Source organism: Stappia sp. 28M-7, assembly GCF_014252955.1.
Lineage (GTDB): Bacteria > Pseudomonadota > Alphaproteobacteria > Rhizobiales > Stappiaceae > Stappia.
The window spans coordinates 305,788-331,598 of sequence record NZ_JACMIA010000001.1 but is presented as its reverse complement, the minus strand read 5'-3'; the positions used below and the strand labels follow the sequence as shown (position 1 = coordinate 331,598).

Genomic DNA, 25,811 nt, shown 5'->3' with positions numbered 1-25,811 from the left:
CATCTTCCCCTGCGTTCGATGACGTTTTTATTTGCCTCTTGCGCACTGAACACCAATGATTGGTGGTCTGGCGAAACGGCCTTGCGCCTGACGACCGGAGACCGGGTCTCACGGCCGGAACGGTCGGGTTCGCCCCGCGAGGATGGCTCCGATTGCCGGGCCTGAACTGCTGGGCGCGGGTGCTCCCAAGCGGCTGGGGCACCATCCGCCGAAGCGCCAGGGCTCAAACGATAGACTTGCTCTTGGATCCGCTGCGGACCGTCCGCCGGCCCCATGAACAGGACAGGCATTTTCAAGATAGCGAATTGTATGAGGGCATCATGGGCAGCTGGGTCGATGATCTTGACCAGGAGATTCTCGATTATCTCGATTCTCTCGTGAAGAAGGGCGTCTTTCCGGACAGGGAAGCGGCCGTCAAAGGCGTGTTGCGGATCCTGGTCAGGGCCCGCAAGAGCAGGACGCACCGCAAGGCGAGGCCAATCCTCCCCGGAAAGGCGAGGCCCCCGAGAGACATCGGCGACGATATCACCATCATGCTGCGGAAGGTCCTCTAGCAGGCCGGGGGAGAGTTGGTGATGACGGACGAGACCCAGGGGGATCGCTACGCCAAGGCGCGGGCGGACTTGCGGGATACCGCAAAGTGGTTTGCGGCCGCACTGGCCGGTTTGGGCGCCGTACTGGCCGGCGGATTGTCTTTCGGCATTCTTCCCGACCTTGGCGAAAAGCACCTGGGCCTCGGCATTGTCTTCGGGGCGGTGGTGGTCGTCGCGATCCTGGCTGCCGTCATGACCATGCAGGAACTCCTGTTTCCCAAGGCGTTTTCCCGCGACAGGCTGAAACAGGCGTCGGTGCAGACCATGCTCAACCCGTATCTCGACGAGCTGCTGCCAAGCGACATAGGGTCCCTGGAGGATCTGTGGGCCAAATACGAGAATGCGGACAGCGAGCAGGAAACCGCGCGTTTCAGGGCCATCCTGTCCAAGGTGACCAGTTTTGCCGCATACCTGACGCTTCAAAATCAGGTCCGCAAGGCAAACCGGATCATTCTCGTGCTGTTCGTTGTCGTCTGCGTCTGCGTGGCCAGCCTTGCCTATCTTCAAGGCCTCGCCAAACGGGAGAGCGGGCAGTCCTACGTCTCTCTTCGCTTCGCCCCCGGGAAGGACTGGCAGGATCTCGCAGCAGCCTTGAGCAGGGCCTGCCCGGCGTCCGACCCGATCTCCGCCGAAGGACTGGCCGACAAGCCGTTCGAAGGCTGGTGGACCGTCAGAGTGAAGCAGCCCGAGGCCTGTGCCGGTGCACAGTTCTCTGTCCCGGCCGCCATTGTCATGCCTGGAAAATAGGGGGCCCCGCCCCTGCCATCTGGATGGAGCGGCAAGTGCGAGGGAAGCACCTTGAGGCGGTGATCTCCGGCAAGGAGCAGTTCGGCCCGTGCGCGGACCGTCCGGCCGAGCTCAAGGTCGACATCGCCCAGGTCGCGTTCGCGGCCCCCGAGCGCGCGGCTCGCACGTGCAGGCAAGCACTTGCCCGCGTCATCATGATGATATCTTGGGGATCTTCACATGAAGGGGAAGACTGGTGGAGCCAAGGGGAGTCGAACCCCTGACCTCTTGAATGCCATTCAAGCGCTCTCCCAACTGAGCTATGGCCCCGTCTTCCAGTGTCTTGTCCGAAGCCGTTGGCCGGAAACCTCCGGGACCCTCTTGCTTCGAACCGTCCGGCGACGCTTGGGTTCGTCTTGCCGGTGCGGGCGGAAAATACGTCTTCCGCCCCTCAAGTCAAGCGGAATAATCCGCTTTCCCGAACAGGCCCTGAGGAAAAGTTTCAGGGCCTGTGGACAACGCCGTTTTCAGCGGTCGGTGTCCTCGTCGTCGCGCTCGAGCACGATGCCCGGCACGTCGCCGTCTTCCTCGTCCTCATCGTCGATGAAGACATCGTCGGCATCGTCATCGCCGATTTCCTCGTCGACCTCGTCGTCGTCGATCGCGACGGCGGTATCGCCTTCGGTCTCCGCGTCGGCTTCCTCGAGGCTGACCATCTCGGCGCCCTCGTCGTCCAGCTCGACGTCGTCCTCATCCTCTTCGACGACCGCAGCCTTGGCGGCGGTCTTCGCCCGCATCGCCTGGGCCACGATGAACACCGTGCCGCACTTGGGGCAGGTAATCGGATCGCGATTGAGGTCGTAATATTTCGTGCCGCAACCGCCGCACAGCCGCTTGGTGCCAAGATCGGGTTTTGCCACGTTTCCAACCCTTGTCTGCAGATAATCGGGCGTTCGCATAAAGGCTGCCCGGCTTCCTGTCAAAGCCTAATCCGCCCTGCTTCGTCAAACGCTTTGTCGGCCCGCCCCGTTGCTTTCTCCGGCGCGTTCCAAAGACCGCGGCCAAAGGCCCCCTGACGGAGGCAACACCCACGGTGACGTATCGGTTCCAGCATGATACGAGGTGCAACGCAACAGTCGGCTTCAAGCTTTCGGAATCCAGCATGTCCCACTCCACCGCCGCAAGGCCGCTGACGGCCCGCTCCGGCACCGCGCTCAAGGGCCGGGTCACCGTGCCCGGCGACAAGTCCATTTCCCACAGGGCCCTTATGCTGGGCGCGCTGGCCATCGGCCGGACCACGGTTTCCGGCCTTCTGGAATCGGAGGACGTGCTCAACACCGCCGCCGCCATGCGCGCCTTCGGCGCCCGCATCCAGCGCGATGCCAATGGCCTGTGGACAGTCGACGGCGCCGGCCTCGGCAGTCTGGTGGAGCCGGAAACGGTGATCGACTACGGCAATGCCGGCACCGGCGTGCGCCTTGCCCTCGGCATCGCCGGCACCCATCCGATCGCCGCCACCTTCACGGGCGATGCCTCGCTGATCAAGCGGCCGATGGGCCGCGTCCTGGAGCCCTTGCGGATGATGGGAACGCGGGTGATCTCGCGCTCCGGCGACCGGCTGCCGCTGTCGGTGCACGGCCCCGGCACCCCCGCCCCGATCAGCTACCGCGTGCCCGTGCCGTCCGCGCAGGTGAAGTCGGCGGTGCTGCTGGCCGGCCTCAACGCGCCGGGCCAGACCACCGTCGTCGAACCGATTCCCACCCGCGACCATACCGAGCGCATGCTGGCCGGCTTCGGCGCGACCATCCAGGTCGACCATGACGACACCGGCGGGCGGGTGATCACCGTCACCGGCCAGGGCGAACTGCAGCCGCAGGACGTCACCGTGCCGGCCGACCCGTCCTCGGCCGCCTTCCCCATCGTCGCGGGGCTGATCGTGCCGGGCTCGGAAGTGACGGTCGCGGACGTGCTGCTCAACGAGCACCGCACCGGCCTCCTGACCACGCTGCAGGAGATGGGCGCGGATCTGGAGATCACCAATATCCGCGAGACCGGCGGCGAGCGGCTCGGCGATGTGCGCGTGCGCCATTCGCGGCTGAAGGGCATCGAGGTTCCGGCGGACCGCGCGCCCTCGATGATCGACGAGTATCCGGTGCTGGCCGTGGCCGCCGCCTTCGCGGAAGGCACCACGACCATGCTCGGGGTGGAAGAGCTCAAGGTGAAGGAATCGGACCGGCTTGCGGCGGTCGCCGCCGGCCTGCGCGTCAACGGCATCGAGTGCGAGGAAGGCGAGAGCACCTTGCGGGTGCACGGGCGCAAGGGCCCGATCGGCGGCGGCACCGTCACCACCCATCTCGACCACCGCATCGCCATGACCTTCCTGGTCCTGGGGCTTGCTGCCGACCGGCCGGTCACGGTGGACGACGGCGGGGTGATCGCCACCAGCTTCCCGACCTTCGAGACGCTGTTCGCGGAGCTCGGAGGCGACATCAGCGAAACGGGAGAGCAGGCCGCATGATCATCGCCATCGACGGGCCTGCGGCCTCGGGCAAGGGCACCCTGGCGCGCCGGCTGGCCGACCATTACGGACTGCGCCATCTCGACACCGGCCTCACCTATCGCGCGGTCGCCGCGGCCCTGCTCGCCCGCGGCCTGCCGCTCGGCGACGAGGCGGTCGCGGTGGCGACGGCGCGCAATCTCGACCTGTCCCGCCTCGACCGCGACGTGCTGTCGGCGCACGAGATCGGCGAGGCCGCCTCGCGGATCGCCGTGCTGCCGGGCCTGCGCGAGGAGCTGGTGCGGCTGCAGCGGCGCTTTGCCCAGGAGCCGCCGGGCGCCGTGCTGGACGGGCGCGACATCGGCACCGTGGTGTGCCCGGATGCGGACGTGAAGCTCTATGTGGTGGCAAGCGCTGCCGAGCGCGCGCGCCGGCGCACCCAGGAGCTCGTCTCCAAGGGGCAGGACGCGGAATACGCCCGCGTGCTGGCCGATCTGGAACGCCGCGACCAGCGCGATGCGGGCCGCGCCGTGGCGCCGCTGAAACCGGCCGACGATGCGGACTTGCTCGATACGTCGGAAATGGATATAGAAACCGCGTTCAAGGCGGCTGTGGATATCGTCGATAGCGTGCACGCAAGGTAGCGGTCACGAGATCGGCGCTTTTTCGCATCGCGCCCGAGCCGGATGCCTGCCTTCGCGTGCCGACATCCGCGCCCATTGGCCTCATGGTCCGGCTCGCCCGCGACCGGCCGGGCGAAGACTGGCGGATCGCGGACGTGTTTTTCCCCTTTCGGTGAAGAACGGCCACGCATTTCCCGCAAGACATGACTGAGCGTGCGGTTTCGCCTTCCGCCTCGCCGGCCTGCGCAATCCTGTTGCCAAAGGGCAGATGGAGCGCGCGGATGCAGCCCCCCAGACAAACGCGGGGTTGCCGGATGGAGGAGCCGCCAGGACCAACACAAACCCGCCGGCGACGAGCCAGACTTGGCTGCCAGGAGTTTCGATGAGCAGTTTGAACCCTACCCGCGATGAATTTGCCGCCCTTCTCGAGGAAAGCTTCGAGCAGCAGGAGCTGTACGAAGGTTCCGTCGTCACCGGCACCGTGATCGCCATCGAGAAGGATCTCGCGGTGATCGACGTCGGCCTGAAGGTCGAAGGCCGCATCGCGCTGAAGGAATTTGGCGTCAAGGGACGTGACGGCGACGACGCCGGCGTCTCGATCGGCGACAAGGTCGAGGTCTATCTGGAGCGTGTCGAGAACGCGCTCGGCGAGGCCGTCCTGTCGCGCGACAAGGCTCGCCGCGAAGAGAGCTGGGTCCGTCTCGAGGTCGCTTTCGAGGCGAACGAGAAGGTCACCGGCCAGATCTTCAACCAGGTCAAGGGCGGCTTCACCGTCGACCTCGACGGCGCCGTGGCCTTCCTGCCGCGTTCGCAGGTGGACATCCGTCCGGTGCGCGACGTCGCCCCGCTGATGCACACCCCGCAGCCGTTCCAGATCCTGAAGATGGACAAGCGCCGCGGCAACATCGTCGTGTCGCGCCGTGTCGTCCTCGAGGAGACCCGTGCCGAGCAGCGCTCGGAGCTGGTCCAGAGCCTCGAGGAAGGCCAGGTCATGGAAGGCGTGGTCAAGAACATCACCGACTACGGTGCGTTCGTCGACCTGGGCGGCATCGATGGCCTGCTGCACGTCACCGACATCGCGTGGCGCCGCATCAACCATCCGAGCGAGGTCCTGTCGATCGGTCAGACCGTCAAGGTCCAGATCATCCGCGTCAACCAGGACACGCACCGCATCTCGCTGGGCATGAAGCAGCTCGAGGCCGATCCGTGGGATGGCATCGAGGCCAAGTACCCGGTCGATGCCAAGTTCACGGGCCGCGTGACCAACATCACCGACTACGGTGCGTTCGTCGAGCTGGAGCCGGGCATCGAAGGCCTGATCCACGTGTCCGAGATGTCCTGGACCAAGAAGAACGTCCATCCGGGCAAGATCGTCTCCACCTCGCAGGAGGTTGAGGTGATGATCCTGGAGGTCGATCCGGTCAAGCGTCGTATCTCGCTCGGCCTCAAGCAGACCCTGCAGAACCCGTGGGAGGCCTTCGCCGAGAAGTTCCCGACCGGTACCGAGGTCGAGGGCGAGGTCAAGAACAAGACCGAGTTCGGTCTGTTCATCGGTCTCGACGGCGACGTCGACGGCATGGTCCACCTCTCCGACCTCGACTGGAACCGTCCGGGCGAGCAGGTCATCGAAGAGTACAAGAAGGGCGACATGGTTCGCGCCGTCGTGCTCGACGTCGACATGGAGAAGGAGCGTATTTCGCTCGGCATCAAGCAGCTCGGCGGCGATCCGTTCGACACTGCTGCGGCCGGCGAGCTGCGCAAGGGTGCGATCATCACCTGCGAAGTGGTCGAAGTGAAGGACGGCGGCCTCGAGGCCAAGATCGTCGACACCGACCTGACCACCTTCGTGCGTCGTGCGGACCTGTCCCGCGATCGTGCCGAGCAGCGCCCCGAGCGTTTCTCGGTCGGCGAGAAGTTCGACGCCCGCGTCACCCAGTTCGACAAGAAGACCCGCCGCGTGTCGGTCTCCATCAAGGCGCTGGAAATCGCCGAGGAGAAGGAAGCCGTTGCGCAGTACGGTTCGTCGGACTCGGGCGCTTCGCTCGGCGACATTCTCGGCGCGGCCCTGAAGGCCCGCGAGACCGACGACTGATCGCCAAAAGCGACATCGCAAAAAACAGAACCCCGGCCTTGCGGCCGGGGTTTTTTCGTTTTGGAGGGCCTTGCAGCCGGGGAGCTTCCGTCTCGGGCCGGTTTTCCGGGATGGTCCGGGCCGTGCTGCAGCGGCTCAGGCGATATCGGCGCCGCGTTCGCTCAGCAGCTCGCGCAGGACCGAACGGTGGCAATGGGCCTCCTCTTCGCAGTAGCAGCCGAGCGAGAAGGTGCCGGAATGCGACAGCACCGCGAGCATGTCGAGCAGGCGCGCGGGGCCAGGTGCTGCCATCTCCTTGCGGAACGCCTTGACGAAGGCCGCCCAGTCCGCGTCCGATTCTGCGGCCCGCGCGCTCGCCACCAGCTCCGCACTCGGCGACAGCTCGGGCAGCCAGGTGTCGTACCAGTTGCCGGCCGCGTACTCTTCCTTGCGCACACCCCGCGGCGGCCGGCGCACGGTGCCGAGCCTCGGCCCCTCGCCCTCGCTGCGCGGCGTTCCAAGCCGCACGATCCGAACGCTCATCTTTCGCTCCCTTGCCGTGACCTGCGCGAGAATGGCACGCCCTGCCCCGTTCCCGGAAGATGTGAACGGCACGTGCCCCGGGCTGTTCAGCCGTAGCAATGTTCCGGGGCCGGGTAGGCGCCCGAGCGCACCTCCTCGCCGAAGGCGCGCAAGGCGGCGGCGATGCTGCCGCGACCGGCGAGATAATCCTTCACGAAGCGCGCCTTGCGCCCCTCGCCCAGCCCCAGCATGTCGTGCAGGACCAGGACCTGCGCGTCGGTCGCAGGCCCCGCGCCGATGCCGACCACCGGCACCGTTGCGGCCTCGCTCACCGCCTTGCCGAGCGCGTCCGGGACGCATTCCAGCAGCAGCAGGCGGGCGCCGGCCTCCTCCAGCACGCGGGCCTCCTCGCGGATGCGCGCGGCGGCCGCCTCGTCGCGGCCCTGCAGGCGGAACCCGCCCAGCATGTCGGCGGTCTGCGGCGTCAGGCCGAGATGGGCGCAGACCGGCATGCCGCGCTCGGTGAGGTGGCGGATCGTCTCGGCCACCCACGCGCCGCCCTCGATCTTCACCGCATTGGCGCCGGCCTGCATCAGCCGGGCGGCATTGGCCGCCGCCTGATCGCGCGCATTGGCCGCGCCGAACGGCATGTCGGCCAGGATCAGCGGGCGATGCTCGCCCCGCTCCACGCCGCGGCGGACGCAGGCCGTGTGATAGGCCATGTCGCCCATGGTCACGGGAACGGTCGAGCCGCGCCCCTGCACCACCATGCCGAGACTGTCGCCGACCAGCAGCGTCTCGATGCCCGCACCGGCAGCGGCCAGGGCAAAGCCGGCGTCATAGGCGGTGACCATCGCGAAGCGGCGGCCCTCCGCCTTGTTCGCGTCCAGCGTGTTAAGGGTGATTTGCGCCATGGTTCGTAAGGCCCTCCCCGACCTGTTATCGTGCACCGCAACAAAACGTGGCGAGCGCCTGAGTGCCAGACGACGCGGCGTCCGGCAAGCGCTGCGACGAGGGTCGAGCGGCCGTTTCCTGCAGTTCGGGCTTTTCAACCGGAGCGCAGCCATGTAGCGATAGGCCTCCCCAAAACGGGAAGAGCGAAAGGTTTGGCCCATGGCCCTTGATGCGGATGCGCTGGTCGACCGCCGGCGATTGCGCCGGAAGGTGATGTTCTGGAGGGGATTTGCCTTCCTGCTGGCGATCGTGGCAATCGGCGGGATCCTGTCCTGGAGCGGGGCTTTCGGCTCGCTCGACCGACGCGGCGATCATATCGCGCGGCTTCCGGTCGGCGGACTGATCGTCGACGACCGCGACAGGGTCAAGCTGATCAAGGAGCTTGCCGAGAACAACCGGGTGAAGGCGGTGATCATCGACCTGAACTCCCCGGGCGGCACCACGGTGGGCGGCGAGACGCTGTACATGGCGCTGCGCGAGCTGGCCGAGAAGAAGCCCGTCGTCGCGCAGATCGGCACGCTGGCCGCTTCCGCCGGCTACATGACCGCCATCGCCTCGGATCATATCGTCGCACGGCATACCTCGATCACCGGCTCCATCGGCGTCTATATCCAGTACGGCAATTTCGGCGGGCTGCTCGACACGCTCGGCGTCAAGTTCGACGTTGTCCGCTCCGGCCCCCTCAAGGCCGAGCCCAACTTCCATTCCGAGACGCCGCCGGCCGTGCGCGACAATTTGCAGGCATTGATCAACGACAGCTACGAGTGGTTCGTCGCCCGGGTGGCGGAACGCCGCGGCCTGGATACGGACGCCGTGCGGGCGGTCGCCCAGGGCGGTGTCTATTCCGGCGAGGCGGCGCGCGATCTCGGGCTGATCGACGATCTCGGCGGCGAGGAAGCCAGCTTGAAATGGCTGGAAACCGAGCGCGGCGTCGCTCCGGACCTGCCGGTCCTCACCTGGCGGGTCCAGCGCGAAAGAGAGGGCGGATTGCCCTTCATCGGCCGGATGGCGCACTGGTTCGGCTCCGGGGTCGCCAGCGGCGCCCTCGAGGCGGTGGCAGGTGCCGGAGCCATCATCCCGGAAGGGCTTGCGCTTGACGGTCTTGTGTCCGTTTGGCACGCTCGCAACGCGGCGGAAAGTCTCGACCGAACAGGGGGACGCGAATGATCAAGTCGGAACTGGTGCAACGGATCGCCGAACAGAATCCGCACCTCTACCAGCGGGACGTTGAGAACATCGTCAATGCGATCCTCGACGAGATCACCGATGCCCTGCGCAGCGGCAACCGGGTCGAGCTTCGGGGCTTCGGCGCCTTTTCGGTCAAGAACCGGCCGGCTCGCACCGGGCGCAACCCGCGCACGGGCCAGAAGGTCGATGTGGAAGAGAAGTTCGTTCCCTTCTTCAAGACCGGCAAGGAGATGCGCGAGCGTCTCAACGACGGGGACGGTTCGGAAGACCCCGACGACGATTGAGATGCCCTGACCGGCGCCGCGAGGCCACAGGCGGATCGGACAGGGACCCCGCGGCCTTTCGGCCGCGCGCGGGCACGGCCCGTACAGGAGACTGGAATTGACGCGCTTTCTGAAGAACCTCGTGCTGGTGCCGATCGCCATCGTGCTGATCGCACTGGCGGTCGCCAACCGGCATGTCGTGACACTGTCGCTCGACCCGTTCAACCGTGTCGATCCGGCCTTGAGCCTGGATGTGCCGCTGTTCTGGATCCTGTTCGCGGCCGTCGCCTTCGGCGTCTTCATCGGCGGCGTTGCCTCGTGGGCGGCACAAGGCAAGTGGCGCAAGGAAGCCCGCGTCAAGCGGCGCGAGGCCGACCGCTGGCATTCCGAGGCCGACCGGCTGAAGGCGCAGCAGCAAGGCAATGGCGGCAAGGCGATCACCTCGCGCTCGGCAGCCTGATCCGCAGCGAAAATTCGACAATCCGGATTTCGGCCCGCCGCGTCAGTCGACGCGCGGGCCGATTTCGTTTCGGGCAGCTGCCCTGCCGTCAGGGCTTGTCGGAAGGCGTGTCTGAGGGGGGCGTGTAGGCCGGCAAGTTCCAGCCCCAGATGATCGCCCCGCCGCGCAGCACCAGGGCCGCCGCAACCCCGGCAATCGCCGCCGGCCAGGCCTCGATGCCGAAGGTGAACAGGCCGACATAGACGCCCGCGCCGACAAAGGCCGGCGTCAGATAGAGCTCCGGGTTGACCAGAGCGGACGGCTGGTCGGCGATCGTGTCACGGATGATGCCGCCGAAGGTAGCGGTCGCCACGCCCATCAGCACCGCCACCGTCGGCGGATGGCCGAGGGCCAGCGTCTTCGCCGCACCCATCACCGAATAGGCGGCAAGGCCCATCGCATCGGCCCAGCGCAGCGGCTTGCTCATCCGCTCCACCAGCGGCGTTGCGAACCACATCAGCGCGCCGATGGAGATGCAGACCACGAGATAGATCTCGTTCTCGACCCAGAAGACCGGTGCATCGAGCAACAGGTCGCGCAGCGTGCCGCCGCCGACGCCGGTGAACACGGCGAAGAACACGAAGGCGAGACAGTCGAGCCGCAGGCGCGAGGCGACGATGGCCCCCGTCACCGCGAAGACGGCAACACCGAGAAAATCGAGGATCTGGAGCATGGTCGCCATGCGGCGATGCTAGGCCGTAACCCCGCGCATTCGCAACGGGCGAAGTGGGGCGCCCGCCCGCTGTCCCCGTGTTGCGGCACGCGCCGAGGTCTTGACTTCGCAAGGCGCAGCTTTCCAATGGCGGCATGACCCTGCCCAAAGCCCTTGCCGATTGCCTGATCATGAATACCGTGGCGACCTCCCGGGCGCTGCTGAAGCGCTGGGACGCAAGGCTCAAGCCCTACGGCGTCACCGTCCAGCAGTTCTTCCTCCTGTCGGCGATCCGCTATCTTCCCGGGCAGCCGGTCATGGCGCTGGCCGAGCGCATCGCCCTCGACCGCACCAGCCTCACGCGCAATCTCGACCTGCTGGACAAGAAGGGGCTGGTCCGGCGCGTTCCCGGCCTGCCCAGAAACCAGCGCGTTTGCGAGCTGACGCCGGAGGGCAATGCCGTTCTCGACCCGCTTCTGGAGGCCTGGCCGGACGCTTATGCGTCGGTGATGAAGGACATCACCGAAGAGGAGGCTGCGATCTATCTCAGCGTCGCCCGGCGGCTGGCGGCACCGTGAGGGCCGGATCGGTCCCTTGTGCTTGCCTCATTATGTGTATATGCACATCACTGACTCGAACCAGGAGGCTTGCATGTCGGTACCGATCGTCGTCACAGGTTTAGGAGCCGTGTCCCCGCTGGGCGCCGGCATCGAGGCGAACTGGCGCCGGCTGACCGCAGGGCAAAGCGGCATCGTTGCCAACACCCGCTTCGACACGAGCGGATGGAAATGCGGCATCGCCGGGCTGGTTCCCTCCATCGCAGACGATGCGGACGGCTTCGACCCCGAGCGCTGCATGGATGCGCGCGACCGGCGGCGGAACGACCTGTTCATCCAGTATGCCATGGCCGCGGCGGTCGAGGCGCTGGACCAGGCCGGCTGGCACCCGGAAGATCCCGGACAGCTGGCGCGCACCGCGACACAGATCGGCACCGGCGTCGGGGGCGTTCCGGCAATCACCGCGGCGAGCGAACTGGTGCGCACGGAAGGACCTCGCCGGCTCTCCCCCTTCGTCGTTCCCTCGTTCCTTCCCAATCTCGCGGCAGGCCAGGTGTCGATCCGCTTCGGCTTCAACGGCCCGGCCGGCTCTCCCACCACGGCCTGCGCCGCCTCGGCCCAGGCCATCGGCGATGCCATGCGGCTGATCCGCTCGGGCGAGGCCGATATCGCCCTGTGCGGCGGCGCGGAAGGCTGCGTCGATCCGGTCGCCATCGGCGGCTTCACGGCGGCGAAGGCGCTTTCCTTCGGCTACAACGACGATCCGCAGCGCGCCTCCCGCCCGTTCGACGCGGACCATGACGGGTTCGTCCTGTCGGAAGGCGCGGCGATGCTGGTCATCGAGCGGCTGGACCATGCCGAGCGCCGGGGCGCCCGCCCCCTCGCCGTCCTGTCCGGCTACGGCACCACGACGGACGCCCACCATGTGACGGCCGGCTGGCCGGATGGCCGCGAGGCGGCGCGCGCGATGGAGATCGCCATCGCGATGGCCGGGATCGAGGCCGCCGACATCGGCTATGTCAACGCGCATGCCACCTCGACGCCGGTCGGCGATGCGGCGGAGCTGGCAGCGCTGACGCGGGTTCTCGGCGAGGCTCGCGGCCGCGTTCCGATCAGCTCCACCAAGTCGGCCACCGGTCACATGCTGGGGGCTGCCGGGGCCATCGAGGCGGTGTTCTCGGTTCTCGCGCTCCGTGACAACACCTTGCCGCCCAGCCTGAACATCGCCCGCCCGATGGCAGAGGCAGACGGCTTCGACCTGATTTCGGACGGTACCCGGCCGGCGCCGGTCGACCATGTTCTGTCCAACGCCTTCGGTTTCGGCGGGGTGAATGCCGCACTGGTCTTCAGCCGCTACGGCTGACCCGGCACAAACACAAAAGGCGCGCCCCGGGGCGCGCCTTTTTCGCAAAGCGTGAGACCGGGCCTCGTCCGAGACCCGGAAAGACGTCGTCAGGCGGTGCGGTCGACCGTCGAGCCGGGCTCGCCCGCCGGGGCCTCGCCCTCGGGCTTGCGCTCTTTCGGCCCGCCCTTCGACACGCCGACAAGCGCCGGACGCAGCACGCGGTCGCCGATCACGTAGCCGGCCTGCATCACCTGCACCACGGTGTTGTTCGGCACCTCGGTGTTCGGCACCTCGAACATCGCCTGATGGAAGTTCGGATCGAACTTCTCGCCGGCCGGATCGATGCGGCGCACGCCATGCTTTTCGAGCTGGTTGAGCATCTCGCGCTCGGTCATCTCGACGCCCTCGATCAGGCCTCGCATGCTGTCGTTGGCCGCATCGCGCACCTCGGCGGAGATCGCCTCCAGCGCCCGGCGCAGGTTGTCGCCGACACCCAGCATGTCGCGCGCGAAGCTGGCCGCCGCGTACTGCTTGCTGTCGCGAATTTCCTTTTCGGTGCGCCGGCGCAGGTTCTCCATCTCCGCCATGGTGCGGAGCATGCGATCCTTCAGCTCGGCGTTTTCCGCCAGCAGCGCCTCGGTCGGGTCGAGCGCGGCCTGCGCCTCGCCGCCGTTCTCGGCCTCGTGACCGGAAACGGCATCCTCGGGGTTCATATTGGTCTTGTCGTTGCTGTCGTTCATGGTCTTCCCGGCAATGCTCGGCGTCTTCAGAAAAGGTCTGGTCCGACCGGCTGGCCCGTCCGCCTCCCCCGCGGGAGAGGCCCGGGTCTCGCCGGTGCGTCAATGCCGGCCGGACTGTCGTCCACCCGGCATCGCACGCAAGACGCACCGATCCGGCAAGCCTTCGAAGGCAAGCCGGACCGGCGTGATTCGGTTCAGGGTCCGCCCGGGACCGGACGGCGTCAGATCGCGGTCTGGATCCAGGCGGCCAGCTTGTTCTTCGGCGCGGCGCCAATCTGCGTGGAGACCGGCTGGCCGTCCTTGAACAGGATGAGCGTCGGGATGGAACGCACCCCGTACTTCATCGCCATGTTCTGGTTCTCGTCGATGTTGAGCTTGGTGATCTTCACCTGCCCGCTCATCTCTTCGGAGATTTCCTCAAGAGCCGGTGCGATCATCTTGCACGGACCGCACCACTCGGCCCAGAAATCCACCACGACGGTGCCGGACGCCTTCAGGACGTCGGTTTCGAAGCTCTCATCGGTCACGACTGAAGTGGCCATCTCATGCCCTTTCCAAAAGCTCGCGGATGCGACGCATCCTTTCGTTGCCCCGAACGTAGGAAGGCGACCCGCCCGCGTCAAGCAAGCGATCGTCCGCATCTCCCCTCACGCGGTCTCCGTCACGCAGTCTCCGTCACGCAGTCTCCGTCACGCGGGCGCAAGCGCGGCCACCGCCGCATCCATCGCCTCGCCCGGCAGCTCGACCAGCTTCGGCCCGGCCGTATAGACCAGCGCGGCCCGCACCGCGCGGCCCGGCCAGATGTCGGCAAGCAGCCGGCGATAGACCGCGAGCTGCACCACATAGGCCTCGCCGATCTCCTGCGGCCCCTCCGGCACCCGCCGGTCGGTCTTGAAGTCGAGGATCCACACCGCATCCTCGTCGACGCGCAGCCGGTCGATCTGGCCCGACACCTCGTAGGCCGAGCCGTCGGCAAGGCGCAGCGTGCCGGCCAGCGGCACTTCCGCGCGCGCATCGGCCGAGAAGACGGCGGCAAAGCCGGGATGCTCCAGCACACCGAGCGCCTCGTTCAGGAGCTGCTCTCCCCGTGCCGCAAAGACCGGGGTCAGGGCATGGGCGAGATAGCGCGTCCCGGCGGCGCGGCGCTCGGCCGGCGGCAGCTCTGGCAGCAGCTGCAGCAGCCGGTGCAGGTGGCGGCCGCGTTCCAGCGCGAAGTCGGGCGCGGCCCGCGCTTCCGCCAGCCGGTCGGTCGCCGGCACCGGTTCGGTTCCTTCCTTCGCCTCCATCTCGTCGAAGGCCTCGGACGGGCGCAGCCGGCGCGGCCGCTCCGGCGCTGCCACCGGGGCGAACAGCCAGGGCGGCGCGGGTGCAGTTGCCTCCTGCGAGGTTTCCTCTCCTATCCGGGCAAGGCGCGGTGCCGGCGCCTTGGTGCCGGGGCGCTGCCAGATGCGGCAGGGTCCGCCGTCTCCCGCTTCGCCGTCGCGGGCGTCCGGCTCCAGCGCCCGCGCCACCAGCGCATGCCAGCAGTCCTCCGACTGGCCGCGCGCCGGCATCCAGCCGCAGACGATCAGCCGGTCGCGGGCGCGCGTCATCGCCACATAGAGCAGGCGGCGATATTCGTCGGCCGCCGCCTGGCGCAGGGCCTCCAGCCGCTCGCTGTGCCAGGGGCTGCGCTCGGCCTTGACCGGGTTCCAGACAAGGCCGGTAACCTCGCCGAGATTGCCCGGCATCGCCCGCTCGATGAACACCGGATCGTGATGGGCGCTGACCGGCGCCGCGCCCCCGTCGACCAGCACGACAAGCGGTGCCTCCAACCCCTTGGCCCCGTGCACGGTCATGATCCGCACCACGCCGCGTGCGGCGTTGAGCTCGCGCTTCACTTCCGTGGGCGCCGCCGCGAACCAGGCGAGGAAGCCCTCCAGCCCCGGCACGCCGGTCTGCTCGAACGCCAGCGTCACCGCCAGGAACTCGTCCAGCACGTCGTCGACTTCCGAGCCGAGGCGCGCGCGGAAGGCCCGGCGGCCCCCGTCGGCGCCCAGAAGGCGGGAGAAGAACTCAAAGGGCGGCATGAAGTCGGCGCGCGCGCGCCAGGTCTCGATCCGCTCGCGCGCCCGCTCGAACGCCGGATCGCCCTCCGCCTGTCGGCGCAGCGACTGCCACAGCGTACCGGAGCGAAGGTTCGCCCCGTCCGGCCGAGCGAGGCGGAACAGCGCATCGTCGTCGAGGCCGATCAGCGGGCTCTTCAGCAGGCAGGCAAGCGACAGGTCGTCCTCGGGCAGCAGCAGGAAGCGGCCCAGCGCCAAGAGGTCCTCCACCGCGATATGCTCGTTCAGCACCAGCCGGTCGCTGCCGGCCACCGGCACGCCTTCGCGCTTCAAGGCCCGTGTCAGCGCATCGACGAAGGGTCCGCGCTTGCGCACCAGCACAAGCACGTCGCCGGGCGCCGCCTCGCCGCTCTTCCACCAGCTGCGCACCGAGCGCGCCAGCCGGTCGGCCAGCCGCAGCATCGGGCTGTCGGCACCGATGCGGTCGACCGGAGCGGTCCAGTCGTCCGGTATCTCCTGCTCCACCGGCTCCTCCGGCGGCCAGATCTCCACCATGCCCGGGTCGTTGCGGCGCACCGCTTCGTGGATCGGCGCGCCTGCCTCCTGCGACAGGCCGGCATGCATGTCGGGCGCCGCGAAAACCGTGTCGACGGCCGAGAGCACATCGGGCCGCGAGCGGAAGGACAGCGTCAGCTCGACCCGCGAGAAGTCCACCGCAGCCTCGTTGGCGCGCCGCTCGAAATAGCGGCGCATGTCGGCAAAATAGGCCGGCACCGCGCCCTGGAACGAATAGATCGACTGTTTCTCGTCGCCGACAGCAAAGAGCGTGCGCACGCGCTCGTTGGCGGAGGTGCCGACGAAGAATTCCTCGGCCAGCGCCTGCACCACCCGCCACTGATGCGGGCTGGTGTCCTGCGCCTCGTCGACCAGGATGTGGTCGAGACCCTGATCGAGCTTGTAGTGCACCCACAAGGCCGCCTCGTCGCGCGACAGCAGGTTGGCCGTGCGCACGATCAGGTCCTCGAAGTCCATCAGCCCGCGCCGGGTCTTCTCGCGCTCGTAGATGTCGAGCATCGCATCGGCGAGCCGCAGCGCGGCCTCCGTGCCGGCCAGCGCATAGGCGATCCGCCGCCGCTCGAGCAGCGCCAGGAGGCGGTCCTGCTCGGCGTAAAGCCGCTCGACCACCTGCGGGAAGTTTTCTTCCACCTTCTTGGTGGCCAGCGCCTTGGTCGGCGCCAGGTCCTTGTTGAGGAAGACCCGATGCCAGACCTCCCACCACTCGTCCGGTCTGTTGCTGCCGGCGAGCCGGGCCGCCAAGCGCAGACGTTCGGCCCGCTCGTTGTCGCGCGATCCGCCGCTCGCCAGCGCCTCGGCATATGCCAGCGCCTCCTGCGGCGAGATCGAGACCTCCTCGCGCAGAGCCGCATCGAGGCGCGCCAGCGTTTCGCCTTGCGAAAGGCCGAAGGCACGGGTCAGCTGCGCCAGCGCCGCATCCATCGACCCGGCATCCTGCAGCCAGCGGCGCAGCGTGTCGCGGCGGGCGATCAGGTCGGCCAGCGCCGCCTCCACCGTCTTGTCGGGGAGTTCCGAGACCAGATGCACCAGCGCCCGGCCCAGCGGGCTTTCCGGCTCGCGCTCGGCCAGCGAGAGAACGCGCGCTCGCGCGCCGGCGAGCAGGTCCGCTGCCTGCCGGTCGTCCAGCACCTGGAAATGGCCGGCGACATTCGCCTCCAGCGGAAACTGGTGCAGGATCGCCTCGCAGAAGGCGTGGATCGTCTGGATCTTCAGCCCGCCCGGCGTTTCCAGCGCCACGGCGAAGAGGTGGCGCGCCCGCGCCAGTCCGCGCGCGTCCGGCCGCCGGCCTTCGATGACTTCCAGTTCCCTCGCCAGCGCCTCGTCGGTCAGCGCGATCCACGAGCCCAGCGTCTCGAAGACGCGGGTCGCCATTTCGGAGGCCGCCGCCTTGGTGAAGGTCAGGCAGAGGATGCGCGAGGGCGCGGTGCCGGCGAGCAGCAGGCGGATCACCCGCCGCGCCAGCACGAAGGTCTTGCCGGAGCCGGCATTGGCGCTAACCCAGGCCGAGCGGCGCGGGTCGGCGGCCAACGCCTGCCTCTCGCGTGTCGCCAGAGGAATCTCGAAGGTGGTCATTCCTCCTCCCCTCCGCTGAGCGCCCATTCGCGCACCCGCGCCAGATGGTCGTACGGGCCGGACATTTCCGCCTCCTTGCGCACCCTCGACCGCGAGAGATAGCCCTTTTGCGGATTTTCATAGCCGGCAAAGAGCTTAACTGTACGACCCAGCGCCTCGTCGGCCAGTTCATCGACGCTGGTGTTCTTCGGCGTCCTGTCCTGCCATTCCAGCGGCGTTCGCCCGCCCGTCAGGCGCATATAGGCGAGCGTTGCGACGGGGGCCGCGCGGTCCACCTCGCCGAAGGCGCCGCGGCCGATCATCGCCACTTCCAGCGGCAGCTGCGGGGCCAGCAGCGCGGCGACCTCCTTGTCGCTCGGCGCCTGCCCGGTCTTGTAGTCGATCACCGCAAGGCTTCCGTCGGCCATCCTGTCTATGCGGTCGGCTCGGGCCGACAGGGTGACGCGCCCGCCGGGGGAAAGATCAAGTTCCAGCGCCCCGGAAATCTCCAGATGGCGGCCGGCGATCAGATCGGCCCGCGCCGCCTCGTGGCGGATGAAGGCGGCGGCGATCCGCTCGAAGCGCAGCCACCACACCGCCCGGATCGCCGGGAAGGCATCGAGCGGGGCGAACTGCGCCCGGCCGATTGCGATGAGATGCGCCAGCGCCGCCTCATCGAACGGCCCGGTCCAGCTGTCCAGGAACTCGGCCAGGCAATCGTGGATCAACGTTCCCTTTTCCGCCGCGCCCGGATCGCCGCCGATCGGCTCGACCGGGTCCAGCACCAGCACCTTGCGGGCATAAAGCGCATAAGGGTCGCGGATCAGCAGCTCCACCTCGGTCACCGAGATCCGGCGCGGGCGGGCGGCAACGGGCGGGGCCGGCTCGGGACGCGCAACGGGTGCTGCCGCCGCCTCGATCCGGTCGAGATGGGCGGCCAGCGCCAGGACCGCGCGGCCGCGCGCCTGCATTTCGGCGGTGACCTCCTCGCCGAGCAGCGTCGTCAGCCGCAGCAGCCAGCGCGAGGCGACGGCCGGCGCGCCGCCCGAGCGCTCGGCCCGCGACAGGATCACCCGTTTCGCGCCGAGCGCCTGCGAGAAATCGTGGGCAGCCGCGCCGATGCGACGCTCCGGCGGGTCGAGACCGAGCCCGCCCTTCATCGGCCGGTTGAGCCAGGGGTCGTTGCGCGTCGCCTGCGGCCAGTTGCCCTCGTTCAGCGCGCCCAGCACCAGAATGTCGAAATCCTGCAACCGCGCTTCCATCGGGCCGAAGATCGCGATGCGCGGATCGCCCGGCAGGCGGCGGCGGACATTGAGGCCGGAGACGAGGGCGATGAACATGTCCGGCCAGTCGGCGGGCGGCGCCTGCAGGCCGGAGGGACCTGCGGCGATCATCTCGGCAAAGGCGGCGGCAAGCCCCTCGCCGGCCTCGCCGGCATAGAGCTCGTCGGAGCTGCCGTCCTCGTCGCGGGCAAGGTTCAGCAGCACCGCCTCATGATCGGCGACCAGCTGCACCACATCCACCGGCTCGCGGGTCTCCGCATGACGTTCCAGCGGCGCCAGCGCCTCGGCCAGCCTGTCGACGAGGTCGGCGACGTCGTCCCAGTCGTCCTCATGCAGCTTTTGCCAGCGCGGCAGGCGCGGCGGGGTCTCGCTCTCGGTCGCCAGATGCCGTGCAGCGGCAACCGCGTCGCGAAGACCCTGCGTCCCGGCTCTTGCACGTGGTCCGCGCAGCACGGCGCGCTCCAGTGCGCGGGCGGCGGCGCGCACCTTGTTAGACGGCAAACCAAGCCGCGTCAGCGGGTGTTTCAGCAACGCCAGCAGGGCCACCGGCTCCAGCCCGTCCAGCGCCAGCCGCGCGGCAAGGCGGGCCAGCACGCCGGGCGCGGTCTGATCGAGCGGTCGACCGGCGCTGTCGTCCGACTGCAGCCCCCAGCGCGACAGCTCGACGGCGACCCGGCGGGCCAGCGTCCTGTCCGGCGTCACCAGCGCCGCCGTCTTGCCGTCCTCGATGGCCGAGCGCAGGGCGGTGGCAACAGCGAGCGCCTCCTCCGCCTCGTTGCGCGCGACCATCATCGCGACATCGGCAAAAGCGTCAGCCCTTGCCTCCTGCGAAATCTCGCCAACGATCGCCGGCCACACATCCGTCGTCTCGGCCGGGCGCAGGGCCTCCGCGACCAGCCTGTCGCGCAGCCGCAGGGTCTCGCTCGCGCCCGCCGCCAGCGGCACCACCTCGCCGCGGGCGATCTTCAACGCGCCGGCGAGCCGCGCCATGCCGTATTGCGGATGGCTGGGGCTCCCCGAAACGCCCTCGCTCCCTAAGATCGCCTGCCAGCTGCGCTCGTCCATTCCCGCATCGAAGCCGGGCAGCACCACCGCGCCGCGCTCCAGGCCGGCGATGACGGCCAGCAATTCGGCAATGGCGGGAATGGAGCCGGTCGCGCCGGCCGCGATCACCGGACCGCGCGGCGGGCTCTTGCGCAGACGCTCGGCCTCGCGCCGCAGCAGCGCCGAGCGCCGGGCCTTCGGGTCGCTGGCCTCGCGGCTTGCCAGATAGGCCGGCCAGTGCTCCATGGCGATCTTCAGGAAATCCAGCGTGATCTGCCAGTAGCGGGCGTGGTCCTCCGGCACGAGACCGGCAAGGCCCGTCCACGGGATCTCCTCCGTCGCCATCTCGTCCATCAGGGCCAGCAGGTCTCCGGCCAGCCACGCGGCATCGGCGGCGGAGGCAGGCGAGCGCAGCACCGCACCAGCGGGCAGGCCCAGCACCTCGCGGCGCAGCGCGCCCTCCCAGGCCTGCACAAGCCGGGTCATAGCAAAGCGCCGCTCCATCTCCGGCAGTGCCGGAGGCAGCCCGTCCGCCCAAGCCTCGACCTGCAACAGCTGCAGGTCTTCCTCGACGTCGCCGAGCGGACGGATCGAGGGCAGCAGAACCGGCGCCCCGCCCAGCTTCTCGCGGATCAGCGGCGCGATGGAGCGGGCGGCACGGCGGGTCGGCAGGTAGAGCGTGAGATCAGCCAGCGCCAGCGGATCGGCGCGCGGGTCGAGCCCGGGCACCAGCCGCCCGTCGAACAGGGCATCGACCAGCGTCCTCAGAAAAGGGGCCGAGGGCGAAATCTTAAAGACACGCGGGCTTGCCTGGCTCGTCTTGGCCTCGCCCGTCCTGGCCTCGCCCGTCATCGGTCTCCGCCTCCCCTTTTGCCGTCGGACCGCACGCGGTCAGGCGGCGCTGTCGCGGATGGCCCGCTCGGCGGCATCGATCGCCTCGGGCGTGCCGACATGCAGCCAGATGCCTTCCATCAGCACCCCGAACAGTGTGCCGCGCTCGATCGCCGCGTCGAACAGCCGGTTGAGCGAGAAAGCCCCTTCGGGCGCACCGTCGAACAGCCGGGGATGCAGGATCGCCCCGCCGACATAGGCGAAGGGCGAGACCTCGCGCTCAGCCCGGCGGGCAAGGCGTCCGTCCGCATCCATCACGAAGTCGCCCTTGCCGTCATAGCCGACGGCGGACACGAGGCCGGACAGGAGCAGCAGGCCGTCCATCTTCTCAGCGTCGAAGCTGTTCGCCAGATGCTCCAGATTGGGCCGCACACCCTCGATCCAGGTGCTGTCGGAGTTGAGCAGGTAGAAGGGCTCCTCGCCCAGCAGCGGCAGCGCCTTGACGACACCGCCGCCGGTTTCCAGCAGCTCGGCACGCTCGTCGGAAATCAGCACCCTGGGCGGCGCCGGCCAGCGCAGGGCATGCGCCTCCACCAGATCGGCGAGGTAATGCACGTTGACGACGACGGTCTCGACGCCGGCGACCACCAGCTTGTCGAAGGCCCGGTCGAGCAGCGTCCGCCCGGCGACGGGGACCAGCGGCTTGGGCGTCGTCGCGGTGATCGGGCGCATGCGCTTGCCCATCCCGGCCGACAGCACGATGGCCCGCTTCGGTCCCTTTGCCCCTGCCCCGTTTGCCGTGTCTGATCCTGCCTGCAAGTCCGCCTCTTTTCCGTTGGTTTGGCCGGTGTTTGGGGCCTGCGCCGTCTATCCGGTCTCGCCGAGGCGGCCGTCGAACCAGCCGGCCAGTTCGGCCAGCTCCGGATGGCGCAGGCAGCGGGCCAGATACTCGCGCACGCGCGGCAGATGCACAAGGTAGCCGGGCTTTTCGTCCCGCACCGCGAGCCGGGTAAAGATGCCGAGGATCTTGGTCGCCCGCTGCGCGCCCATGATCGCGTAGTCGCGGCGGAACGCCGCCTCGTCGAAGCCGGGCGTGGTCTGATGCCGCCGGGCGATGTAGTGCTCGAGCACCTGCCGCTCCAGTTCCTGCGGCACATCCACGCGCGCATCCATCGCCAGCGAGGCGACGTCGTAGGCGGCCGGGCCGATCATCGCGTCCTGGGTGTCGACCACGGCGATGCGGTCATCGCCGCTCTCGCCCTCGCGCCAGATCAGGTTTGGCGAATGGTAGTCGCGCAGTACCCAGTTGCGGTCCTTTGCGGCGCGCTCGAACAGCGGCTGCCAGCACCCGGCGAAGGTTTCCGCCAGTCCGTCCGGCACCTCCCCCCCCATGCGCGGCAGATACCAGTGGAGAAACAGTTCGGCCTCAACCAGCATCGCCCGCGGGTCGAAGCGCGACAGCCGGTAGCTGCCGCCGCCGCAGCCTTGCGGGATCGGCAGGTCCGCCTGCGGGGGGGCGCCGTGCAGCCGCGCCAGCACGCCGGCTGCGGCGAGATAGCGCTCGGCCACCGGCCGGCCGCCGTCCAGCACCTTGCCGCGCCCCAGGTCCTCCTGCAGCACCAGACCGCCCGCGATATCGGCGCCGTATGTGCGCGGTGCGCAGATGCCGCGCGCCCGCAAGGCCTCGGTGACCGCGACGACCGCATCGACGCCATCGGCCAGATGCACCAGCTGGCGGTAGGTCAGCCCGTCGCGCAGCACCGGCTGATGCTGCGGCGGCGGGGTGGAATCGATCAGGATCGCGTCCGCGCCCGAGGCCCGCACCGTCTCGAAGCGGCGGGCCGAGGCATCGCCCTGGAAGCGGCGGCGCAGAGCGCCTGCAAGCGCGTTTCCCTCGATCAGCCGGCGGATCGCCAGCGTGCGCTCAAGGCGCGCGCGCCAGGTCTCGTCCGGCGGCAGCAGGGCGATCTTGCGCGCCTGCGGCGTGTCGCCGGCGGCAATGCGCAGGACGAGCCGGTTGTCCGGCAGCCGCGAGGCGCCGCGCTCCGGCCACTCGATCAGCGCCGCGCCGCTTTCCAGGATCTCGTCGAGGCCGAGCTCGTCGAGCTCCTCCTCGTCCTCCAGCCGGTAGAGGTCGAAATGGGCGACCGGCATCGGCTCGAACGGATAGGACTGGACGAGGGTGAAGGTCGGGCTCGGCACCTCGAGCGCGGGATCGTCGGCCAGCGCGCGCAGCAAGGCCCGGGCGAAGGTCGACTTGCCGGCGCCCAGGTCCCCGACGAGGCACAGGCAGTCGCCGGGCTGCAGCATGATGGCGATGTCCTCGGCCAGGCGGACGGTCGCCGCTTCGTCAGGACAGGATAGTGAAATCTCGCCGGGAAACGGCTCCGCATCCCGGGACGGCGATGCAGGGCTGGTATCGCTCATGGCAGGAGCCGGTCACTCGGCGGCGTGCTGGAGGGCGTCGGGTGCGAAGGGAAATCGGCAGACGACATATGTGCCGACCCCCTCTTCCGATTCGATCGAGACCGTGCCGCCATGCAGCTCGACGAAGCTCTTGACGATGGACAGGCCGAGCCCGGCGCCGCGGCGGCGCTGGCCGGCATCGCGGCCGACGAAGCGGGCGAAGACCTGGTCGAGCATGTCCTCGGGGATGCCGCAGCCATGGTCGCGGACATGGAACTCGATGGCATCCATCGTGCGCAGGCAGCCGACGTCGATGGTACCGCCCACATCGGAGAAGCGCAGCGCGTTGGAGATCAGGTTGAACAGCACCTGGCGCAGGCGCCGCTCGTCGGCCTGGATCACGCCGACATCGTCGGCGACTGTCAGCTTCAGCGCGATGCCGCTGTCGGCCAGCCGGTCCTTCAACCCCTCCACCGCCGCCTGCACGGTCCGCGCCACATCCACGGAGGAAATGTCGAGCTCCATGATGCCGGCATCGATGGTGGCAAGGTCGAGAATGTCGTTGATGATCGCCAGCAGCGCCGAGGACGAGGAGAGGATGTAGTCGACATACTCTCCCTGCTTTGCGGTCAGCGGGCCGAATTTCGGGTCGGACAGCAGCTGGGCGAAGCCGATGATGTTGGTCAGCGGCGAGCGCAGCTCGTAGGAGACGTGCTGGATGAAGGCGTTCTTGAGCTGGTCGGCCTGTTCCAGCGCCTCGTTCTTGTCGAGCAGCGCGCGCTCGACATTCACCGAATCCGTCACATTGACGAAGGTCACCAGCGTGCCGCCGTCCGGCAGCGGCACGGTGGCGTAGTCGATCGCCTCGCCGCTCTCCCGGTCCAGCCGCCCGGACACCGGCTCGCGGTTGTCGGCAAGGCTGGTCACCGCCGTCACCAGCTGGCGCCAGGTCGCCGTCTCTTCCGGCTCCAGCATCTCCATGTCGACGATGCGGGTGATGTGCGGGCTGTCGCCGAGCCGGTCGTCGGACAGGTCCCAGATGTTCTCGAAGGCCGGGTTCCACAGGCGCAGCCGCCCGTCGGACCCGAACACCGCCACCGCCTCGGACAGGTTGTCCAGCGTCTCGCCCTGGACACGGATCAGCGAGTTGTAGCGGCTTTCCAGGTCCAGCCGCTCGGTGACGTTCTCGTAGATATAGGTGACGCCGCCCTGCGGATGCGGGTTGGCGATGACGCGCAGCGTGCGCCCGTCCGGCAGGTGCCACCAGAATTCGCGCGCGTCGAGCGAGGTGTAGGTTTCCAGCAGCTTGTTGCGCCAGCCGCGATAGTCGGCCTGCTCGGGCAGCTTGCGCGCGGCGCGCAGCGCATCGAGCAGGGCCCCGTCGCTCGGGTTGCTCTCCAGGAAGGTCGCGTCGAGATCCCACAGGGAGCGGAAGGCGGCGTTGTAGAACTGCAGCCGCCGGTCGGCGCCGAAGATCGCCACGGCGGTCGCCAGCTGGTCGAGCGTACGGGCGTGGAAGTCGATGGTGCGGCCGAGTTCCTGGCGCACGTTTTCCAGCTCGCTGACATCGATGGCGATGCCGCCGGTGCCGGAGTCGACCGCGATCTGGGTGACGTCGAAGATGCGCCGGGCGCCGGCCGCCACCGCCGGCAGGCGGGCGCGCGAATGGCCTTTCTCGTCGCGGCCGCGCTCCATCTGGCCGCGCCCCTTGGCGTCGAGGAACTCGACCCGCGCGTCGATGGCCGCCTGGCCGCTGTCGGTTTCCACCGCCCGCGCATAGGCGGCATTGACCCAGACCAGGGCGCCTTCCTCGTCGCGCAACCAGGCCGGAGAGGGCACGCCGTCGAGCAGCGCGCGCAGGGTCTGCAGCTCGCGGGTCATGGCGCTGTTGCGCTCGGCGGTGAGGGCCTGCGACTTGCGCTCGCCGGTCAGGTCGCGCAGGCGCAGCACCGGTGCGCTGGCGGTCACCCGGCCGCAGATCTCGACCATGCCGCCGGTGCGGGTCGGCACCGTCATGCGGAAGGCCTCGCCGTGCTGGCGCAGCCGGTCGACGGCCTGTTCGAGCGCGCCGGCCGCACGAGCCTCCAGCCAGCTGCCGAAGGCCAGCAGCCGGGCGGGCGAACGCGGCACGCCGGAGCTTTCCTCCAGCATGCCGGCAACGAAGGGCTCGTCCTCGCCGGGCTGCCACATGACGATGCGCTGGTCGTCGGAGGCGACGAGGCTTTCCAGCCGGTCGAGCCGCGCGGCGAGCCGGGCGCTGGTCTCGGTCGCGGTGTTCAGCGTACCGGAGCTTGCGCGCATGTTGCGGATGAGGGTGACGGCAGCGGTCACGGCAAAGGTCACGGCACCGCCGACGGCGGCCATCCAGACGACCTTTTCAGGGGTGAAGGTGCCCGAAAACAGCGGATGGGTGGCCCCGGGGACATCGTTGGCAAGGCACAGGCCGGTGGAGGCGACCCAGGCCAGCGGCGCGGTCGACAGACCCAGCCGAGCCTTGCGACTCACTCTCCGCCATGCGGCGCGGTCGCGCCCATGTTCCCAGCCGTCCGCCGGCATCCGCTCTTTCCCCTGTCGCCCTGTCAGGGCACCCGCATCGGGTCGCCCGCATAAGGCTGCCGCATCAGGCCCGTCGCAAAACACGGGCCTCAAGCAGTTCTGCCTTACGACCCGCCTGATTCGCAAAGACCATAACGCAAACGCGAATCGCGAAGAAGTGTCGGTTACCGAAAAGTAAACGGGGGCTGTGTCATCCACAGCCCCCGTCAAGGGATCGGCCAGAGCTCGTTCCGGTGCCGATTTCGCCCTGCGTCCGGCAGGATTGCGCCTGCCGGATGCGCCGGGGACC

At 68.7% G+C, this 25,811-nt stretch carries 21 protein-coding genes and 1 tRNA gene; 10 read left to right on the top strand and 12 right to left on the bottom strand.

Annotation, left to right across the window (positions count from 1 at the left end):
* The first annotated feature begins 152 nt into the window (after window positions 1-152).
* Together H7H34_RS01530 and H7H34_RS01525 are read left to right on the top strand one after the other, a co-directional pair.
* The gene (locus H7H34_RS01530; protein ID WP_185924018.1) at window positions 153-554 is read left to right on the top strand and encodes a hypothetical protein; all 402 of its coding nucleotides are present in this window, start codon (window positions 153-155) and stop codon (window positions 552-554) included.
* Window positions 555-575: 21 nt separating this feature from the next.
* Window positions 576-1,340 carry a hypothetical protein gene (locus tag H7H34_RS01525; protein WP_185924017.1) on the top strand — a complete coding sequence of 255 codons (765 nt, stop codon included), beginning with the start codon at window positions 576-578 and terminating at the stop codon, window positions 1,338-1,340.
* 233 nt (window positions 1,341-1,573) lie between these two features.
* On the opposite strand, the gene H7H34_RS01520 is transcribed toward H7H34_RS01525, so the two are convergent.
* Window positions 1,574-1,649, bottom strand: a tRNA-Ala gene (locus tag H7H34_RS01520).
* A 197-nt stretch (window positions 1,650-1,846) separates the two neighbouring features.
* Entirely contained in the window at window positions 1,847-2,239 is a 393-nt protein-coding gene (locus tag H7H34_RS01515) for a TIGR02300 family protein (RefSeq protein ID WP_120270735.1), read from the bottom strand.
* Between the two features lie 242 nt (window positions 2,240-2,481).
* Between H7H34_RS01515 and aroA the strand changes: the two genes are divergently transcribed.
* The 3 genes from aroA to rpsA all read left to right on the top strand — a co-directional run bounded on the left by aroA (window position 2,482) and on the right by rpsA (window position 6,531).
* Window positions 2,482-3,837 carry a 3-phosphoshikimate 1-carboxyvinyltransferase gene (aroA, locus tag H7H34_RS01510; RefSeq protein ID WP_120270476.1) on the top strand — a complete coding sequence of 452 codons (1,356 nt, stop codon included), beginning with the start codon at window positions 2,482-2,484 and terminating at the stop codon, window positions 3,835-3,837.
* Window positions 3,834-4,460, top strand: a complete 627-nt coding sequence (gene cmk / locus H7H34_RS01505) for a (d)CMP kinase (protein WP_067223492.1) — start codon at window positions 3,834-3,836, stop codon at window positions 4,458-4,460. Before aroA ends, cmk begins: the two co-directional genes overlap by 4 nt.
* A gap of 361 nt (window positions 4,461-4,821) precedes the next feature.
* Window positions 4,822-6,531: a 30S ribosomal protein S1 gene (gene rpsA / locus H7H34_RS01500; protein ID WP_067223490.1), complete on the top strand. Its 1,710-nt coding sequence runs from the start codon at window positions 4,822-4,824 to the stop codon at window positions 6,529-6,531.
* 135 nt (window positions 6,532-6,666) lie between these two features.
* Here rpsA and H7H34_RS01495 read toward each other — a convergent pair whose 3' ends face one another.
* Together H7H34_RS01495 and panB are read right to left on the bottom strand one after the other, a co-directional pair.
* On the bottom strand, window positions 6,667-7,053 hold the full coding sequence (locus tag H7H34_RS01495) for a DUF488 domain-containing protein (protein ID WP_185924016.1): 387 nt from the start codon (window positions 7,051-7,053) through the stop codon (window positions 6,667-6,669).
* Window positions 7,054-7,139: 86 nt separating this feature from the next.
* A complete protein-coding gene (gene panB / locus H7H34_RS01490) occupies window positions 7,140-7,946 on the bottom strand; it encodes a 3-methyl-2-oxobutanoate hydroxymethyltransferase (RefSeq protein ID WP_185924015.1) in 807 nt (268 codons plus the stop codon).
* 199 nt (window positions 7,947-8,145) lie between these two features.
* On the opposite strand from panB, the gene sppA reads away from it, so the two are divergent.
* The 3 genes from sppA to H7H34_RS01475 all read left to right on the top strand — a co-directional run bounded on the left by sppA (window position 8,146) and on the right by H7H34_RS01475 (window position 9,897).
* Window positions 8,146-9,153, top strand: a complete 1,008-nt coding sequence (gene sppA, locus H7H34_RS01485; RefSeq protein ID WP_185924014.1) for a signal peptide peptidase SppA — start codon at window positions 8,146-8,148, stop codon at window positions 9,151-9,153.
* A complete protein-coding gene (locus H7H34_RS01480) occupies window positions 9,150-9,458 on the top strand; it encodes an integration host factor subunit beta (RefSeq protein ID WP_120270482.1) in 309 nt (102 codons plus the stop codon). Before sppA ends, H7H34_RS01480 begins: the two co-directional genes overlap by 4 nt.
* A 97-nt stretch (window positions 9,459-9,555) precedes the next feature.
* A complete protein-coding gene (locus H7H34_RS01475) occupies window positions 9,556-9,897 on the top strand; it encodes a LapA family protein (protein WP_120270483.1) in 342 nt (113 codons plus the stop codon).
* 88 nt (window positions 9,898-9,985) lie between these two features.
* Here H7H34_RS01475 and H7H34_RS01470 read toward each other — a convergent pair whose 3' ends face one another.
* Window positions 9,986-10,618 (bottom strand): trimeric intracellular cation channel family protein, encoded by a 633-nt coding sequence (locus H7H34_RS01470; RefSeq protein ID WP_120270485.1) that lies wholly within the window; start codon window positions 10,616-10,618, stop codon window positions 9,986-9,988.
* A 125-nt stretch (window positions 10,619-10,743) separates the two neighbouring features.
* On the opposite strand from H7H34_RS01470, the gene H7H34_RS01465 reads away from it, so the two are divergent.
* Both H7H34_RS01465 and fabF read left to right on the top strand, forming a co-directional pair.
* Complete coding sequence (locus H7H34_RS01465; protein WP_120270486.1) at window positions 10,744-11,166, top strand: MarR family winged helix-turn-helix transcriptional regulator; 423 nt, start codon at window positions 10,744-10,746, stop codon at window positions 11,164-11,166.
* Between the two features lie 73 nt (window positions 11,167-11,239).
* Window positions 11,240-12,508, top strand: a complete 1,269-nt coding sequence (gene fabF, locus H7H34_RS01460) for a beta-ketoacyl-ACP synthase II (RefSeq protein ID WP_185924013.1) — start codon at window positions 11,240-11,242, stop codon at window positions 12,506-12,508.
* A gap of 89 nt (window positions 12,509-12,597) precedes the next feature.
* On the opposite strand, the gene grpE is transcribed toward fabF, so the two are convergent.
* The 7 genes from grpE to H7H34_RS01425 form a co-directional block, all read right to left on the bottom strand.
* A complete protein-coding gene (gene grpE / locus H7H34_RS01455; protein ID WP_067337262.1) occupies window positions 12,598-13,230 on the bottom strand; it encodes a nucleotide exchange factor GrpE in 633 nt (210 codons plus the stop codon).
* A 221-nt stretch (window positions 13,231-13,451) separates the two neighbouring features.
* The gene (gene trxA, locus H7H34_RS01450; RefSeq protein ID WP_067223472.1) at window positions 13,452-13,772 is read right to left on the bottom strand and encodes a thioredoxin; all 321 of its coding nucleotides are present in this window, start codon (window positions 13,770-13,772) and stop codon (window positions 13,452-13,454) included.
* 147 nt (window positions 13,773-13,919) lie between these two features.
* Window positions 13,920-17,423 carry a double-strand break repair helicase AddA gene (addA, locus tag H7H34_RS01445; protein WP_209006128.1) on the bottom strand — a complete coding sequence of 1,168 codons (3,504 nt, stop codon included), beginning with the start codon at window positions 17,421-17,423 and terminating at the stop codon, window positions 13,920-13,922.
* Entirely contained in the window at window positions 17,420-20,581 is a 3,162-nt protein-coding gene (addB, locus tag H7H34_RS01440; RefSeq protein ID WP_185924011.1) for a double-strand break repair protein AddB, read from the bottom strand. The genes addA and addB overlap by 4 nt, the downstream gene beginning before the upstream one ends.
* 39 nt (window positions 20,582-20,620) lie before the next feature.
* A complete protein-coding gene (locus tag H7H34_RS01435; RefSeq protein ID WP_256431499.1) occupies window positions 20,621-21,379 on the bottom strand; it encodes a nucleotidyltransferase family protein in 759 nt (252 codons plus the stop codon).
* Window positions 21,380-21,427: 48 nt separating this feature from the next.
* A complete protein-coding gene (gene tsaE, locus H7H34_RS01430) occupies window positions 21,428-22,987 on the bottom strand; it encodes a tRNA (adenosine(37)-N6)-threonylcarbamoyltransferase complex ATPase subunit type 1 TsaE (RefSeq protein ID WP_185924010.1) in 1,560 nt (519 codons plus the stop codon).
* Window positions 22,988-22,999: 12 nt separating this feature from the next.
* The gene (locus tag H7H34_RS01425; protein ID WP_209006127.1) at window positions 23,000-25,471 is read right to left on the bottom strand and encodes a PAS domain-containing sensor histidine kinase; all 2,472 of its coding nucleotides are present in this window, start codon (window positions 25,469-25,471) and stop codon (window positions 23,000-23,002) included.
* Between the last annotated feature and the right edge of the window lie 340 nt (window positions 25,472-25,811).

What these genes read in the sequence shown, in the direction of transcription:
- H7H34_RS01525 (WP_185924017.1), top strand. Translation starts at nt 576, where the DNA reads ATGACGGACGAGACCCAGGGGGATCGCTACGCCAAGGCGCGGGCGGAC.
- aroA (WP_120270476.1), top strand. Translation starts at nt 2,482, where the DNA reads ATGTCCCACTCCACCGCCGCAAGGCCGCTGACGGCCCGCTCCGGCACC.
- cmk (WP_067223492.1), top strand. Translation starts at nt 3,834, where the DNA reads ATGATCATCGCCATCGACGGGCCTGCGGCCTCGGGCAAGGGCACCCTG.
- rpsA (WP_067223490.1), top strand. Translation starts at nt 4,822, where the DNA reads ATGAGCAGTTTGAACCCTACCCGCGATGAATTTGCCGCCCTTCTCGAG.
- H7H34_RS01495 (WP_185924016.1), bottom strand. Translation starts at nt 7,053, where the DNA reads ATGAGCGTTCGGATCGTGCGGCTTGGAACGCCGCGCAGCGAGGGCGAG.
- panB (WP_185924015.1), bottom strand. Translation starts at nt 7,946, where the DNA reads ATGGCGCAAATCACCCTTAACACGCTGGACGCGAACAAGGCGGAGGGC.
- sppA (WP_185924014.1), top strand. Translation starts at nt 8,146, where the DNA reads ATGGCCCTTGATGCGGATGCGCTGGTCGACCGCCGGCGATTGCGCCGG.
- H7H34_RS01480 (WP_120270482.1), top strand. Translation starts at nt 9,150, where the DNA reads ATGATCAAGTCGGAACTGGTGCAACGGATCGCCGAACAGAATCCGCAC.
- H7H34_RS01470 (WP_120270485.1), bottom strand. Translation starts at nt 10,618, where the DNA reads ATGGCGACCATGCTCCAGATCCTCGATTTTCTCGGTGTTGCCGTCTTC.
- H7H34_RS01465 (WP_120270486.1), top strand. Translation starts at nt 10,744, where the DNA reads ATGACCCTGCCCAAAGCCCTTGCCGATTGCCTGATCATGAATACCGTG.
- fabF (WP_185924013.1), top strand. Translation starts at nt 11,240, where the DNA reads ATGTCGGTACCGATCGTCGTCACAGGTTTAGGAGCCGTGTCCCCGCTG.
- grpE (WP_067337262.1), bottom strand. Translation starts at nt 13,230, where the DNA reads ATGAACGACAGCAACGACAAGACCAATATGAACCCCGAGGATGCCGTT.
- trxA (WP_067223472.1), bottom strand. Translation starts at nt 13,772, where the DNA reads ATGGCCACTTCAGTCGTGACCGATGAGAGCTTCGAAACCGACGTCCTG.
- addA (WP_209006128.1), bottom strand. Translation starts at nt 17,423, where the DNA reads ATGACCACCTTCGAGATTCCTCTGGCGACACGCGAGAGGCAGGCGTTG.
- addB (WP_185924011.1), bottom strand. Translation starts at nt 20,581, where the DNA reads ATGACGGGCGAGGCCAGGACGGGCGAGGCCAAGACGAGCCAGGCAAGC.
- tsaE (WP_185924010.1), bottom strand. Translation starts at nt 22,987, where the DNA reads ATGAGCGATACCAGCCCTGCATCGCCGTCCCGGGATGCGGAGCCGTTT.